Below are 14308 nucleotides of genomic sequence, written 5' to 3'. Positions count from 1 at the left end.
AAAAAGATGGACCGCATTGAGAAATACGGATTGAAGATCGATGCAGGTCTGCATGGCTTTCTGGTCGACGAGGCGATGCCGGGCACCGGCGTCGACGCCGAGCGGTTTTTTTCCGCGCTGTCGGAGATCGTCCATAACCTCGCGCCGAAGAACCGCGCCTTGCTTGCCAAGCGCGACGATCTGCAGGCCAGGATCGATGCCTGGTATCGCGAAAATGGCGCGCCGAGCGACCTCGAAGCCTACCAGGGCTTTCTGAAGGAGATAGGTTATCTCCTGCCTGAGGGCCCCGAGTTTTCTGTTTCGACTGATAATGTCGATCCTGAAATCGCTACGATCGCCGGTCCGCAGCTCGTCGTTCCCGTCATGAATGCACGCTATGCCCTCAACGCCGCCAACGCACGCTGGGGTTCGCTCTATGACGCCCTCTACGGCACCGATGCCATTTCCGACGAAGGCGGTGCGGAAAAGGGACGCGGCTACAATCCCAAGCGCGGCACCAAGGTCATTGCCTGGGCGCGCGACTTCCTCAATGCAAGCGCGCCGCTGGAAAGCGGCAGCTGGGCGGATGTTGCGTCGCTGAAGATTGCTTCCGGCAGCCTTTCGGTTGCGCTTGCGGGCGGAGCGAAGACGACGCTTCGCAACTCCGAGCAGTTTGCCGGCTTTGCGGGTTCGCACGAAGCGCCGTCGCAGATCGTTCTCCGGCACAACAATCTGCATGCCGTCGTCGTTCTCGATGCGACGACTCCGATCGGCAAGGATGACCCGGCTCATATTTCCGACGTCATTCTCGAATCCGCGATCACCACCATCATGGACTGCGAAGATTCGGTTGCGGCGGTCGATGCCGAAGACAAGGTCGTCGTATACCGCAACTGGCTCGGCCTGATGAAGGGCGATCTCGAGGAGGAAGTCGCCAAGGGCGGCCGCAGCTTCATGCGCCGCCTCAACGCCGATCGCGTCTACACGGCGCCAAGTGGGGGCACGCTGACCTTGCCAGGCCGCTCGTTGATGCTGGTGCGCAACGTCGGTCACCTGATGACGAATCCGGCTATCCTTGATCGCGACGGAAACGAGGTGCCGGAAGGCATCATGGACGCGATGGCAACCGCGCTGATCGCTCTGCACGATATCGGCCAGGGCGGCCGCCGCATGAACTCCCGCGACGGCTCAATCTATGTCGTCAAGCCGAAGATGCATGGGCCGGAAGAAGTCGCTTTCGCCTGCGAGATCTTCTCGCGCGTCGAGGCGGCACTCGGCATGCCCGCCAACACCATGAAGATGGGCATCATGGACGAGGAGCGCCGCACGACGGTCAATCTCAAGGAGTGCATCCGCGCCGCGCGCGAACGCGTCGTCTTCATCAACACCGGTTTCCTCGATCGCACCGGCGACGAGATCCACACTTCGATGGAAGCCGGTCCGATGATCCGCAAGGGCGACATGAAACAGGCCGCCTGGATCGGCGCTTACGAAAACTGGAACGTCGACATCGGTCTCGAATGCGGGCTTTCCGGCCATGCGCAGATCGGCAAGGGCATGTGGGCCATGCCGGACCTGATGGCGGCGATGCTGGAGCAGAAGGTCGCCCACCCGAAGGCGGGTGCCAATACCGCCTGGGTGCCGTCGCCGACGGCTGCGACCCTGCACGCTACGCATTATCACCGGGTCAATGTCGCCGACGTTCAGGCCGGCTTGAAGAGCCGGGCACGGGCCAAGCTCAGCGATATACTGTCGGTTCCGGTCGCGACCCGTCCGAACTGGACGCCAGAGGAAATCCAGCGCGAGCTCGATAACAACGCGCAGGGCATTCTCGGCTACGTCGTGCGCTGGGTCGATCAGGGCGTCGGTTGCTCCAAGGTGCCCGACATCAACAATGTCGGCCTGATGGAGGATCGTGCCACTCTGCGCATCTCGGCGCAGCACATGGCGAACTGGTTGCATCACGGCGTCGTCACCGAGGCGCAGGTGGTCGAGACGATGGAGCGCATGGCCGCCGTCGTCGACGGCCAGAACGCCGATGATGCACAGTATGCAGCGATGGCCGGCAATTTTGACGGCTCGATTGCCTTCCAGGCAGCGCTCGAGCTGGTGCTCAAGGGCCGCGAGCAGCCGAACGGTTATACCGAACCGGTCCTGCATCGCCGTCGCCGCGAGTTGAAGGCCCGGCTGGCCGCCTGATCAAGGCGGCGCCGGGCTTCATCAACGCCGGAGACTTTCCAGGAAAACTGCGAAGCGGTTTTCCGTCCGGAAACGCGAAAAACCAAAGACATAGGGCGTTTCCGTGCCTCCGTTTGGGGCGGAAACGCTGTAGATCAGAACTCGGCCCAGCCTTCGGTGGACAAGGCCGCGTTGCCCTGCACCGCATACCCAGCCGATCGTACCGCAGGCGGTCGGTTTCCGATGTTCGCGTGCTGTTGGGGCGTGACGGCGCGGGGCGGCGTCCGCCGCGCCTCTGGCTTGGCCGCGGCACGGGTTTCCCCGGAAAGTTGGAACCTTCCGATCAGGGCGCGAAGGTTCGTGCCTTCCTGGGCAAGCGTCGCCGACGCGGCATTCGCCTCCTCGACCATGGCGGCGTTGCGCTGCGTCACCTGATCCATCTGGTTGACGGCGGTATTGACCTCGGCCAGCCCTACCGACTGTTCCCGGGCCGAGGTGGCGATGGCAGCCATATGCTCGTTGATGGTGATGACGTGCGCCTCGATGGTCTTGAGCGCCTCGCCGGTGTCGCGCACCAGCCGCACCCCGCTCTCGACTTCGGAGCTGGAGCTGCGAATCAGTTCCTTGATTTCCTTGGCTGCCTTTGCCGAACGCTGCGCCAGTTCGCGCACTTCCTGCGCCACGACCGCAAATCCCTTGCCGGCGTCGCCCGCCCGCGCTGCCTCGACGCCGGCGTTCAGCGCCAAAAGGTTGGTCTGAAAGGCGATCTCATCGATCACACCGATGATGCTGGAAATCTGACTGGATGATTCTTCGATCCGCCGCATCGCCTCGACGGCATTGGCCACGACGACGGCCGACTGCGTCGCGCTGGTCTTTGCTTCGCCTGCCACGTCGCGGGCTTCCTCCGTCCGGCGCGAGGAATTGCTGACATTGGCGGTGATCTGGTCGAGGGCCGCTGCCGTTTCCTCCAGGGATGCCGCCTGTTGCTCCGTGCGTTTCGACAGGTCGTCGGCGCTCTGGCTGATTTCGCGGGTGCCCATGCCGATATTGCCGGCGCTGTCAGCGACGGCGAGCATGGCATCGTTGAGCTGCGCGGCGGCCTTGTTGAGGTCGTGACGCAACTGCTCGAACTCTGCGGAGAAGGGTTCCTCCAGCCGCACGGCGAGATCGCCGTCGGCCAGCCGCTGCAAGCCGGTCGCAAGGCCTGACGTCGCCTGGATCAATTTCTGCTGCGCGGCCTCTTCGGCCTCGTCCTGCATCCGCGTGCGTTCCGCTTCGCCATTGCGGCGGCTTTCCTCGGCCTCGGCCTGCAGACGAAGGTTGGATCGGGCCGCTTCCCGGAACGACTGGATGGCGCGGGCCATCTCGGCGATTTCGTCCTTGCCGGTCACATTCGATCCGTCGTCTTCGAGATGGCCGTCGATCAGCTTGCGCATCGCCCCGATCTGCCTGGCGAGCGGACCGATGACGCCACGTGAAACCACCAGGTAGGTTCCAGCAGCCAGCGCGAGAACGAGCAGGATGATGCCGATGCTGACAGCTCGCACCGTTTCGAATTCGCGATGCTGTTCCTGAAAGACCTTGTCCGACAAGTGCACCTGAAGGTCGGAAATTTCCGAGATGGTCTCGGTCAAGGGATCGATGGTTTCGTAAAGCGAGGTGCGAACGAAGCTGTCGAGCGCCGCAGAATCACGCTCAGACAGGATTTTCGTCAGCGTTGCGATCGAGTCCATCGCGACCACCATCTGCTGCTTGGCGTTCTCGACAAGCTTCTGCTCCTCCGGTGTCATAGAGGTCGCGACATAGGCGTCCCAATTGGCGGTTATCACCTGCCGGGCGTCGTTGACCGAGGCAAGACCGGCCTCCATCGTCTCGTTTCCGTTGCGCACCTTGTGCGCCGCATCGACGATCGAGACGGCAAAAGCGTCCGATGTTGCCTTCAGATTTTTCAAGGGAACGATACGGTCGGCATAGACCGCATCCATCGTCGCGCTGTTTTCGGCAAGCGCATGCTGGCTGTAGACGGCAATGCCGATCGCGATGAGTGACAACAGTGCAATCGCACTCAGGAGCTTGGTCTTGATCAGCATGGCGGTCCCTTGGTTAGGTATCTCTCGGCCACACTTTTTAATTAATTAGATAATCCTTACTTAATAAGGCGCTGAATTTCAGGCCTTCTTGCGCGTTTTTTGAACAAATAATCGCAACGGAACCGGAAGCCAGCCACCCTGGTTTGAAGCACCGGAAGCGGGGCAACTCTGCGTAGCGACGTCGAGGAAATATCGTCGTGGACGTTCGGCCAACAAAAAAGCCGCCGAGGAATCCGGCGGCTTTCTGATTGCATGATCCTGGTCGCGTTTTACTGCTGAACGACCACGCGTGCGTTCTTGCCCGGACGAACGCGGGAGTAGAGATCGATGATGTCCTGGTTCATCAGACGGATGCAGCCCGACGAAGCGGCCGTGCCGATCGACGACCATTCCGGCGTGCCATGCAGGCGGAACAGCGTGTCCTTGCCCTGGTCGTTGAAGAGATAGAGTGCACGAGCGCCGAGCGGGTTCTTCAGGCCCGGGCCCATGCCTGCCTCGACATACTTGGCCACTTCCGGCTTCCGTTCCGCCATTTCCTTCGGCGGGTGCCACATCGGCCATTCCTGCTTCCAGGCGATATAGGCTTCGCCTTCCCATGCAAAGCCGGCCTTGCCGACGCCGATTCCGTAGCGAACGGCCTTGCCGCCGGGCAGCACGTAGTAGAGGAACCGGTTCGGGGTGTTGACGACGATGGTGCCGGGACGCTCGCTCGTCGAATAATCGACGATCTGGCGATGGAAGCGGCCATCGACCTTGTTGATCGGAACTGCAGGGAGCGCGTAACCGTGATCCTCAACTGCGCCATAATTGCCCGAAAAGATCTGATTCGAAGCGACCTGTTCCGCAACGGGAGCAGGCTCACCGCTTGCCGTCTCGGACTTGGTCGAAGTTGTCGAGCAGCCGGCTACGGCGAGTGTCGCCGCCAGGCTGCACAGGAGGAAGGCATTGCGGAAGCGCATAGGAGTCTCTTAAAATAAGAAGCGAAGAAAAACTGGGTCGGCCCGACCATCAGTGACAACGGTTATTTTCGATTAGTTGCTGCTATGCAAGGGATTGCGTGGCAACAAGGCGGCGGGAAAGTGTAAATTCCGTGACGCTGGCTTTTTTGCAACAAAAGCGGTGGCAGACGAGAGTCTAGACGAATGACAATTCTCTCTATCCATGACGACAACCCTCTCGTGGACGGTCGACAATCGAATCGCGCGCTCATGGTGCGCCGCGGGGTTCAGCGGCTTTTCACGGAATTGCGCCACGCGGTGCTGCCGGAATTGACGCTCGCCAGCGGCCGGCGTGCCGATCTCATCTCGCTGTCGGCGAAGGGCGAAATCTGGATCGTCGAGATCAAGACGTCGATCGAGGATTTCCGCGTCGATCGCAAATGGCCTGATTATCGGCAGCACTGCGACCGGCTGTTCTTCGCCACCCATGGTGACGTCCCGCTCGATATCTTTCCGGATGATTGTGGATTGCTGCTGTCGGATGGCTACGACGGACACATCATTCGCGAGGCACCGGAACACCGGCTTGCACCGGCAACCCGCAAGTCCGTGCTGCAGCTCTTTGCCCGCACCGCCGCACAACGGCTGATGCTGGCGGAGTGGGCTGCCGAGCGCAATGGCGAACTCGGCAACTCCATTCGCGATATCGTTTCCGGCTCCCGCGACGGGTCAGCCGAGGGTTGACTACTTCGGCGCGCGTTTTGCCAGGATCCGCTGCAGCGTTCGGCGATGCATGTTGAGCCGACGCGCCGTCTCCGACACGTTGCGCTCGCACATCTCATAGACGCGCTGGATATGCTCCCACCGCACCCGGTCGGCCGACATCGGGTTTTCCGGTGGTTCGACCCGTTCGCCCTGGCGCTGCACCAGTGCTGCGAAGATGTCGTCGGCGTCGGCAGGCTTGGCGAGGTAGTCGACCGCGCCGAGCTTCACCGCATTCACGGCCGTTGCAATATTGCCGTAGCCGGTAAGCATGATCATGCGGGTGTCGTCACGGCGGCTGCGGATCGCCTCGATTACGTCGAGGCCGCTGCCGTCGCCGAGCCTCAGATCGATGACGGCGTATTTCGGCGGGTTGCCCTTCGCCTTGGCGATGCCTTCGGCAACGGACTCGGCGATATCGACGGTAAAGCCGCGCGCTTCCATGGCGCGGGCGAGGCGTCGAAGGAACGGCGCGTCATCGTCGACGAGCAGCAGCGTTCTGTCCGGTCCGATCAGTTCGGCGTCCTGGGCGTGCGTGCTGGGCGAAGCTGTCGATTTTTCGGTCATTCTCGCAATCCTTGGGCGAAAAACGGGACGTTTTCACCGAGATTATAGGTTTCCTGTCATCCCGTTCAATAAACTGCCAAACGTCATTTCGCCAGTTTCGTGTCCATCAGCGCACGCGGCCATTCGACGCTGACCTTGGCGCCGGGGCGATCGGCGCCGCCGTTCTCGAAGCGTAGGCGCGCGCCGGACCGCTCGAGCAGGGTCTTGGCAATGAATAGGCCGAGCCCCAGGCCGCCGGCGCTGTCATCCTTCTGCCTGCGCGTGACATAGGGTTCGCCGATGCGCATCAGAATATCGGGGGCAAATCCATCGCCGTCATCGGCAATCGTCACCTTGACGTGGTCGGCGGTGTGCTCGACCGTCACGGTCACCTCCTGCTTGGCATAGTCGACCGCATTTTCCAGTAGATTGCCGAGCCCGTAGAGAATGCCCGCATTGCGGTTGCCGACCGGCTCCGATGCCTTGTCACCCTTTTCGACAAGATTGATGTGAATGCCGAACTCGCGGTGCGGCGCCATCACTTCCTCGACCAGCGAGGATAGCGGCAAGAGCCGCATATGCTCTTCGCTTTCGGAGGACAGCGTCGTCAGCCGCTTGAGAATGTCGCGGCATCGCTCGCTCTGGCTGCGCAGCAGATGCACGTCCTCGCCGAAGCGTGGGTCGTCACCGAGCTCACGCTCCATTTCCTTGGCAACGACACTGATCGTGGCAAGCGGCGTGCCGAGCTCGTGGGCAGCGGCCGCCGCCAGGCCGTCGAGCTGCGAAAGGTGTTTTTCACGCTGGAGCACGAGCTCGGTCGCCGTCAACGCCTCCGACAGTTCGCTCGCTTCGAGCGAGACGCGGTAGGTATAGAACGCGGCAAAGGCCGTCATCGACACGATCGCGAACCAGATGCCGGCCGTCAGCACCCGCGGCATCAAGAGAAGCGTGCCGGGATACCAGGGCAGCGGGAACGGCGAAAAGGCAAGGACGGTCACACCGATGACCGCAAGGCCGGCAAGAACGATGCTGTGCGGCTTCGGCTGCGAGGCCGAGGAAATGATGACCGGAACGCAAAGCAGCGGCGCAAACGGATTGGCAAGCCCGCCGGTGATGAAGAGCAGGCCGGTCAGCTGCGCGAGATCGAGCCCGAGCAAGGCAAACGCGGCCGGCGGTCGCAACCGGTGCGTCGGGGGGAAGCGCAGGGTGAGGTAGGTGTTGACCAGCGCCAATGTGGCAATCAGCACCAGGCACAAGAGCAAGGGCAGCGGAAACTGCAGCCACAGCGTTGTGATGATGACGGCGATCGATTGGCCGCCGACCGCAAGCCAGCGCAGGCGGATGAGCGTCTGCAGGCGCAGGCTTCTGTTCGAAGTCGGATCATTGTGTTCCAGTGCCACTGCCGTCATGCCTGCTCTTGTTCCTATGGCCCCCGTCAAGGGTATTGCCTCATGTACCACGCGGTTTTGCCCGTGTCGTCGGCGCGGCCTCCGCCGGGTTCTCCGGCCAGGGGTGCTTGGGATAACGCCCGCGCATGTCGGCCCGGACATCCCGCCACGACCCGGCCCAGAAACCCGGCAGGTCACGCGTGGTCTGGATCGGCTGCCGGCCGGGCGAAATCAGTTCGAGCAGCAGCGGCAGCCGGCCATCGCCGATAGCAGGGTGTTTTTTGAGCCCGAAGAGTTCCTGCACCCGGATGGAGAGAAGCGGTTCGTCGCCGTCATAGTGGATCGGATGCCGTTGTCCCGTCGGCGCCTCGAAATGCGTCGGTGCCAGTTTTGCCAGCTCCCGCTGCCGGTCGTGCGGGACCAGCGACAGCAATCCTTCGGAAAGCGCGCCGGCCTTGATGTCGGCGATAGCGGTGACGCCGTGTTGAAACGGAACGAACCAGTCCTCGAGCGTCGCAAGCAGGGCTGCGTCGGAAACGTCCGGCCAGGGTTCGCCGAGCGAGCGATGCAGGAAACCGATGCGATCGCGCAGTTGCATCGCCTCCTTGGAAAACGGCAGGACCGCCAGTCCAAGCTGGCGAACGCCATCGGCAAGCGCGCGTGCTGCGCTTTCGCCAGTCGGTCTTGGAAGCGGCGCCTCCTCGAAGATGATCGCACCCAGCCGGGTGACGCGGCGCGCGCGCACCTGGCGGCTCGCCCGGTCGAAGACGCTTTGCTCTTCCCGCACGATCGCTTCGGGCATATGCGCGTCGACGTCGGCGCGCGAAAGCTCGGCCGCCGCCAGCACGCGCTGGCCGCCGGCGCGGCCCGTGAGGTCGGCGATCACAAGCATGTTTGCCGCAGCGAGGCGCTCGGTCTCGGCGATCTCGGCCCCACGGCCGTTTGCCATCACGAACCGCCCACGGCCACCGCGCTGAAGCGCGATGCGGTCCGGGAAGGCGTGCATCAGCAAGGCGCCGGGCTGGACCGGTTCGCTCGACTTTCGCGCCCCTTTGAGTTCCGCCGCCATGCGGCGGGCAAGATTGCGCGAGGCTTCGGCGCGCTCGCCGCGCTCCTGGCGAAAGCGGCGCAGTCGGTCCTCCAGGTCGATGGCGTTGCCGCCAAGGCCTTGCTCCGTCAGCATGACCGCGAGCAGACAGGCCGCCTCGCCCTGGCCCTCCTCGGCCGCCGAAACCGCCATGGCCGCAAGGCGCGGCGGCAGGGCCAGATCACGGATCTTGCGTCCCCTTGGGGTCAGCGCGCCGAAACCATCGAGCGCGCCAAGCTCGCTCAGCAGCTTTCGCGCTTCCATCAGGGTCGTTTCCGGCGGTGGGTCGATGAAGGCAAGCGCTGCGGGATCGGTGACGCCCCAGTGCGCCATGTCGAGCAGCAGTCCGGAAAGATCGCTGGCCAGGATCTGCGGCGGCGTGAAGGCCGCAAGCGCTGCAGTCTGGCCGGCATGCCAGAGGCGGATGGCAATGCCCGGCTCCGTTCGCCCGGCTCGGCCGGCGCGCTGATCGGCCGACGCACGCGAGACGCGCACGGTTTCAAGCCGGGTGATGCCGGTCGACGCTTCGAAGACCGGCAGTCTCTGCAAGCCGCTGTCGATGACGATCCGCACGCCGTCGATGGTGATCGAGGTTTCGGCGATCGAGGTGGCAAGAACGATCTTGCGCGTGCCTTTCGGCGCCGGCCGGATCGCCGCATCCTGCTCCTTCTGCGTCAGGTTTCCGTAAAGCGGAACGACCGTCGTATCGGCTGTAAACCGGTCGGCAAGCCGTGCCGCCGTCCGGGTGATTTCGGCCTGTCCCGGCAGAAAGGCGAGGATCGATCCTTCTTCGCTGCGATGCGCCTCGACGATGGCGCGCACGACTGCGTCCTCGACGCTCTCGCCGCCGCGGTCCTGGTTGCGGATGTCGATGGGGAAACTACGCCCCTGGCTTTCGACGACGGTCGCGTCACCGAGCAGTTTTGAAACGCGCTCGACGTCGAGTGTTGCCGACATGACGATGATCCGGAGATCGTCGCGCAGCGCAGACTGGACGTCGAGCGCCAGTGCCAGGCCGAAATCGGCATCGAGTGAACGTTCGTGAAATTCGTCGAAGAGAACCGCGGAGACGCCCGCCAGCTCCGGATCGTCGAGGATCATGCGGGCAAAAACGCCTTCGGTCACTACTTCGATCCGGGTCTTGGCCGATATCCGGTTGTCGAGTCGCATGCGATAGCCGACGGTTTCGCCCACTTTCTCGCCGAGTAGCTCCGCCATGCGCCCGGCCGCTGCCCGGGCGGCGAGCCGCCGGGGTTCGAGCAGGACGATCTTGCCGCCGTCGAGCCACGGTTGCTCGAGCAGGAACAGCGGCACGAGCGTCGTCTTGCCGGCGCCGGGTGGCGCCGAAAGCACGACGGAGCGGGCCTTGTCGAGAGCTTCGGCGATCTCGGGCAGGACCTCGCGAACCGGCAAGGCGGGCAGGGTAAGCGTCACGATTGTCTCTCCGCTCCGATATGGATGAGCGCACCGCCGGCGGCGTCCGCGTCCGCGCGGTCATGGGTCACGAGGATTGTCGGCAGGCCTGCGGACCGCGCCTTGGCAAAGACCAGCTCGCGCGTTTGCTGGCGCAAGGCCATGTCGAGTTTGGAAAAAGGCTCGTCGAGCAGCAGCAGGCGCGGCTCGGAGAGAAGCACGCGTTGGAGCGCGACACGCGCCTTCTGCCCGCCCGAAAGCGTCTCCGGGTCGCGGTCGAAGAACCCGCCAAGCCCGCCTTCATCGAGCGCGTTTTCTGCCATCCGACGCCTGACGTCTCGGTCCTTGAACGCCTCGGGTATGGCAAAGACGATGTTGCCGCCGACCGAAAGATGCGGGAACAGCAGCGGATCCTGGAAGAGAATGCCGGTGTGGCGCTGTTGCGGCCGCAGCGCGATCAGATCGTCCTGCCCGAGCAGAACTGCACCGCTGGCGGTAAAGGCAGGGTCGAGAAATCCGCCGATATAGGCGAGCAGCGTCGACTTGCCGGAGCCCGACGGACCCATGATCGTCAGGACGTCGCCGGGCATGACCGTCGCCGAAACGGAAAGCAGCAGCCGGTCGGCCAGCCGGATCGTCACATCGGACAAAGTCAGAGGCATCGTCTTGCCTGGCGTTCGCATTCAGATCCTCATTGCCCGTCGGTGGCGGAATAGCAACTGCGGCACGAGCGATGCAATGAGAAAACCGAGAAACGGCAACAGTGCCTGAAGCAGCGCATAAACGCCGATGATGCGCCGATCTCCTCCCGACGAAAGCGCCACCGCCTCGGTGGTGATCGTCGTCACCCGTCCGGCGCCGATCAGCACGGTCGGCAGGTAGAGGCTGACGGAGACCGCAAAGCCGACGGCAAATGCCGTCAGGCAGGCGCGAAGCAGCATGGGCAGTCGAATGGTCATGAGGATCTTGAGTGGCGATTTACCCAGTCCCGATGCGACCTGTTCGTAGCGCCGGTCGAGCGCCCGCCAGGGCGGCGCTAGTGACAGAAGCACATAGGGCAGAACGAAGACCAGATGCACGGCGGCAACGGTGGCGATCGACGGCGAAAACCCCGCCATTGCTGCCAGGATCTGCAATCCAAACACGAAGGCGATCTCCGGGACCAGCAATGGCAGGAAGACGGGAAACCAGCGCTCGGCGGTGCCGTGAGCACTGCGCGATAGCAGGCCGATGGCGATCGCAAGTGCGAGGAGCGATGACAGCAGGGCGATGATGATAGTGTTGGCCAGAGGTCCGGCGAACCCTCCAAGGGCGCGTTGCCATGTTCTGAAGGTGAGGCTTGTCGGCAGACTATCAGGGAATGGCCACAGCCCTGCAATCGACCAGAGCGCCAGCAGGCCGAGCCCGGTAAAGATCAACGCCGCGGACAAGGTCGTGATCACGGCTGCGGTCCGGCGAAGAAGTCGGTCGTCACTCAGGCGTTTTCCCGAAGCGCTCAGGCGCCGGTGACAAAGACGACCGAGCCGTTCGACGCCGATCCAGACCACGATCGCGAACAGGCCGAGCGCTAGCTGCAGCACGGCGCCGGCCGAAGCGAGGAACCGGGCGCCGATGTCGTCGTCGGCCAGCCATTGGGCGATACGTACCGGCAATGTCGGCGGCAATCGGGGCCCAAGGATCATCGCGACGTCGATCACCGAGGTCGAGTAGACCAGCACCGCGAAGACAGGCAGGCGGATCTGCCGATAAAGCAGCGGCCAGAGCGCGATGATAAAGCCCGATACCCGGCCATAGCCGAGAGCTGACATCAAACGTCGCGCATTCGCCACGGGCAGCTGCGGCAGTGCCGCCAGCATTACCAGCAGCAGAAAGGGCATCTCCTTGGCAATAAGACCGGATATCATCGACAACCCGAGCGGATCGTTCGGCACGAGCCAGTCCGGCGGTCGGTCGAAGCCGGTGAGTTCGGGAGAGGCGAGCCGAATGAGAAAACCGGACGGCGCGATCAGGAAGGCGATCGCAAATGCCGATGCGGCGTGCGGAACGGCCAGCAGCGGTGAAAGCAGATGCTGGATGAAGGCGAAGGGTCGCGTTCCGGCGAAACCCGCGACAAAGGTGCAGACCACCATCAGGGTGACAAACGTGCTGATCAACCCTGCCGCCAGACTGATCAGAGCCGAGCGCAGGATATGCGGCTGGGCGACCAGCGCCTCGAAATGCCCGAGCGTGAGCTGCGTACCGCCGAGTGCGGGCAGGTAGCCGAAGGCCGGAAGCAGGGTGCCGGCGAGACCAGCCAAAACCGGCAGGCACAGCATGACCGCCACACCTGTGCCGATGCCCCGCTGCAGGGCGTCCCTCACAGGGATGTCCGTCGATGGCGCCGGCACTCGCCGTTAATTGGCGGCGCCATATCGGCGGATCCATTCGGTTTCGATCCGCGTCATCCAGTCGGGATGCGGTTCGGCAAGCGCCGGGCCGAGCTGATCGGGCGGCAATGTCGCCACCCCGAGATCGAGGGCTGCAAAGGCGGCACGGTCGGCATCCGGTAGTTTCACCATCGCCAGCACCGTCGGGTCACCCCAGTATTGGGCGTCCTGTTTGCGCAACTGCGCCTCGGGAGAGAGCAGGAAATCCGCAAGCAGCAGCGCGCCCGCACCAGCATTGGCGTTATAGGGAATGGCAACGAAATGGGTGTTGCCAAGCGTTCCGCCGGAAAAGACGAAGGAGCGGACGGTGTCCGGCAGCTCGCCATTGGCGATAGCCGCCGAAGCTTCGGCGGGATTGAAGGCGAAGATGATGTCGAGTTCCCCGTCGGCCAGCTTCTGCTTCATATCGGGGTAGTTCTGCGGATAGGCCTTTCCCTTGCGCCATAACAACGGCGTCAGCTGGTCGAGATAGGCAAAGAGCGGCGCCACATCCTGTTGAAACGTTGCCTCGTCCACGGGCTTCAGCAACTTGCTCCTGTTATCGATGAGCTCGATCAGCGCCTGCTTCAAGAACGAGGAGCCGGCGAAATCCGGCGGCTGCGGATAGGAGAAGCGTCCCGGATGGGCCTTTGCCCAGCCAAGCAGGTCTTTTGCCGATGTGGGCAGCTGCGCGGTTGGCGTGCGGGCCTTGTCATAGAAAAAGACCAGTTTGGCGCCGCCCCAAGGGCTTTCGAGCCCTTCCGTCGGTACGGTGAAGTCGGTGAGGATTGTCGGCTTCGTCTCGTGGTCGACATAGGCCCAGTTCGGAAGCCGGGTTGCCCAGCTGGGGCTGAAGAGCAGGCCCTGCCGCTTCATCGCGGCAAAGTTCTCGCCATTGATCCAGATGAGATCGACGGTGCCGGCAGCATCCTTGCCCGCCGATTTCTCCGCAAGCACGGTTGCGACCGCTTTGGCGGTGTCATCGAGTTTTACATGCACGACGTTGACGCCGTAGCGCGCCTTCATCTGTTCGCCCGCCCAGGCGATATAGGCATTGATATTGGCTGAACCGCCCCAGGCGTTGAAATAAACCGTCTCGCCCTTGGCCTCGGAAACGACCGAAGCCCAGTTGTCGATGTCGAAAGCGGCCGCCGGGCAGGCAAGGCTAAGTGTGGCGACGACCGCCGCTGCCCATCGTCTTACCCATCCGATCATGCTGCACTCCCCCGCATTCGTGTTTCGGCGCGAAGGTAAGCCAAGCGCCTGTGGCGTCAATGCGCGCCGATGGTGGCGACCGTCACGTTTCGGTGAAACGACGGCAGTCTCGATGAGCACGGTTTGCCGTGAAGATGGGCGTTTTCCGCCGGGTGGGCGGCCTTTTTGCGAAGCTCCTAAGGAGAGGTAAGCGTGAGCGACGGCGTTTCCCTGGCTCTTGGCAACGCTTTTTGACCGATTGGCCAATGATTCTGGTTTTGGTTTTGCTGGTCTGGTGATGCGGAGCGGGCTGTTGATAACTCTC

Annotated in this window: 10 protein-coding genes; 2 read left to right on the top strand and 8 right to left on the bottom strand. The window is 63.1% G+C overall.

The window, feature by feature from the left end:
- Positions 1-6 precede the first annotated feature (6 nt).
- Entirely contained in the window at positions 7-2178 is a 2172-nt protein-coding gene (locus tag ASD52_RS24990; RefSeq protein ID WP_057225742.1) for a malate synthase G, read from the top strand.
- A 134-nt stretch (positions 2179-2312) separates the two neighbouring features.
- Here the strand turns inward: ASD52_RS24990 and ASD52_RS24985 are convergent, their stop codons facing one another.
- Together ASD52_RS24985 and ASD52_RS24980 are read right to left on the bottom strand one after the other, a co-directional pair.
- Positions 2313-4250: a methyl-accepting chemotaxis protein gene (locus tag ASD52_RS24985; protein ID WP_057206497.1), complete on the bottom strand. Its 1938-nt coding sequence runs from the start codon at positions 4248-4250 to the stop codon at positions 2313-2315.
- A 269-nt stretch (positions 4251-4519) separates the two neighbouring features.
- On the bottom strand, positions 4520-5209 hold the full coding sequence (locus ASD52_RS24980) for a L,D-transpeptidase (RefSeq protein WP_057206500.1): 690 nt from the start codon (positions 5207-5209) through the stop codon (positions 4520-4522).
- Between the two features lie 183 nt (positions 5210-5392).
- On the opposite strand from ASD52_RS24980, the gene ASD52_RS24975 reads away from it, so the two are divergent.
- The gene (locus ASD52_RS24975; RefSeq protein WP_025425368.1) at positions 5393-5932 is read left to right on the top strand and encodes an MmcB family DNA repair protein; all 540 of its coding nucleotides are present in this window, start codon (positions 5393-5395) and stop codon (positions 5930-5932) included.
- Here ASD52_RS24975 and ASD52_RS24970 read toward each other — a convergent pair whose 3' ends face one another.
- The 6 genes from ASD52_RS24970 to ASD52_RS24945 form a co-directional block, all read right to left on the bottom strand.
- Entirely contained in the window at positions 5933-6517 is a 585-nt protein-coding gene (locus ASD52_RS24970) for an ActR/PrrA/RegA family redox response regulator transcription factor (protein WP_025425369.1), read from the bottom strand.
- Positions 6518-6600: 83 nt separating this feature from the next.
- Positions 6601-7905, bottom strand: coding sequence for an ActS/PrrB/RegB family redox-sensitive histidine kinase (locus ASD52_RS24965; protein WP_025425370.1), 1305 nt, complete (start codon positions 7903-7905; stop codon positions 6601-6603).
- 40 nt (positions 7906-7945) lie between these two features.
- The gene (gene hrpB, locus ASD52_RS24960; protein ID WP_057206502.1) at positions 7946-10405 is read right to left on the bottom strand and encodes an ATP-dependent helicase HrpB; all 2460 of its coding nucleotides are present in this window, start codon (positions 10403-10405) and stop codon (positions 7946-7948) included.
- Complete coding sequence (locus ASD52_RS24955; RefSeq protein ID WP_025425372.1) at positions 10402-11067, bottom strand: ATP-binding cassette domain-containing protein; 666 nt, start codon at positions 11065-11067, stop codon at positions 10402-10404. The genes hrpB and ASD52_RS24955 overlap by 4 nt, the downstream gene beginning before the upstream one ends.
- A complete protein-coding gene (locus tag ASD52_RS24950) occupies positions 11068-12699 on the bottom strand; it encodes an ABC transporter permease (protein WP_051509141.1) in 1632 nt (543 codons plus the stop codon).
- A gap of 78 nt (positions 12700-12777) precedes the next feature.
- Entirely contained in the window at positions 12778-14004 is a 1227-nt protein-coding gene (locus tag ASD52_RS24945; RefSeq protein ID WP_057206504.1) for an ABC transporter substrate-binding protein, read from the bottom strand.
- Between the last annotated feature and the right edge of the window lie 304 nt (positions 14005-14308).

It is taken from the genome of Ensifer sp. Root142 (assembly GCF_001426785.1).
Taxonomy (GTDB): Bacteria; Pseudomonadota; Alphaproteobacteria; order Rhizobiales; family Rhizobiaceae; genus Ensifer; species Ensifer canadensis.
This window is presented reverse-complemented; position numbering and strand designations above follow the sequence as displayed.

Excerpts from the sequence above, each read along its gene's own strand:
- ASD52_RS24990 (WP_057225742.1), top strand. The coding sequence starts at position 7 with ATGGACCGCATTGAGAAATACGGATTGAAGATCGATGCAGGTCTGCAT.
- ASD52_RS24985 (WP_057206497.1), bottom strand. The coding sequence starts at position 4,250 with ATGCTGATCAAGACCAAGCTCCTGAGTGCGATTGCACTGTTGTCACTC.
- ASD52_RS24980 (WP_057206500.1), bottom strand. The coding sequence starts at position 5,209 with ATGCGCTTCCGCAATGCCTTCCTCCTGTGCAGCCTGGCGGCGACACTC.
- ASD52_RS24975 (WP_025425368.1), top strand. The coding sequence starts at position 5,393 with ATGACAATTCTCTCTATCCATGACGACAACCCTCTCGTGGACGGTCGA.
- ASD52_RS24970 (WP_025425369.1), bottom strand. The coding sequence starts at position 6,517 with ATGACCGAAAAATCGACAGCTTCGCCCAGCACGCACGCCCAGGACGCC.
- ASD52_RS24965 (WP_025425370.1), bottom strand. The coding sequence starts at position 7,905 with ATGACGGCAGTGGCACTGGAACACAATGATCCGACTTCGAACAGAAGC.
- ASD52_RS24955 (WP_025425372.1), bottom strand. The coding sequence starts at position 11,067 with ATGCGAACGCCAGGCAAGACGATGCCTCTGACTTTGTCCGATGTGACG.
- ASD52_RS24950 (WP_051509141.1), bottom strand. The coding sequence starts at position 12,699 with ATGCTGTGCCTGCCGGTTTTGGCTGGTCTCGCCGGCACCCTGCTTCCG.
- ASD52_RS24945 (WP_057206504.1), bottom strand. The coding sequence starts at position 14,004 with ATGATCGGATGGGTAAGACGATGGGCAGCGGCGGTCGTCGCCACACTT.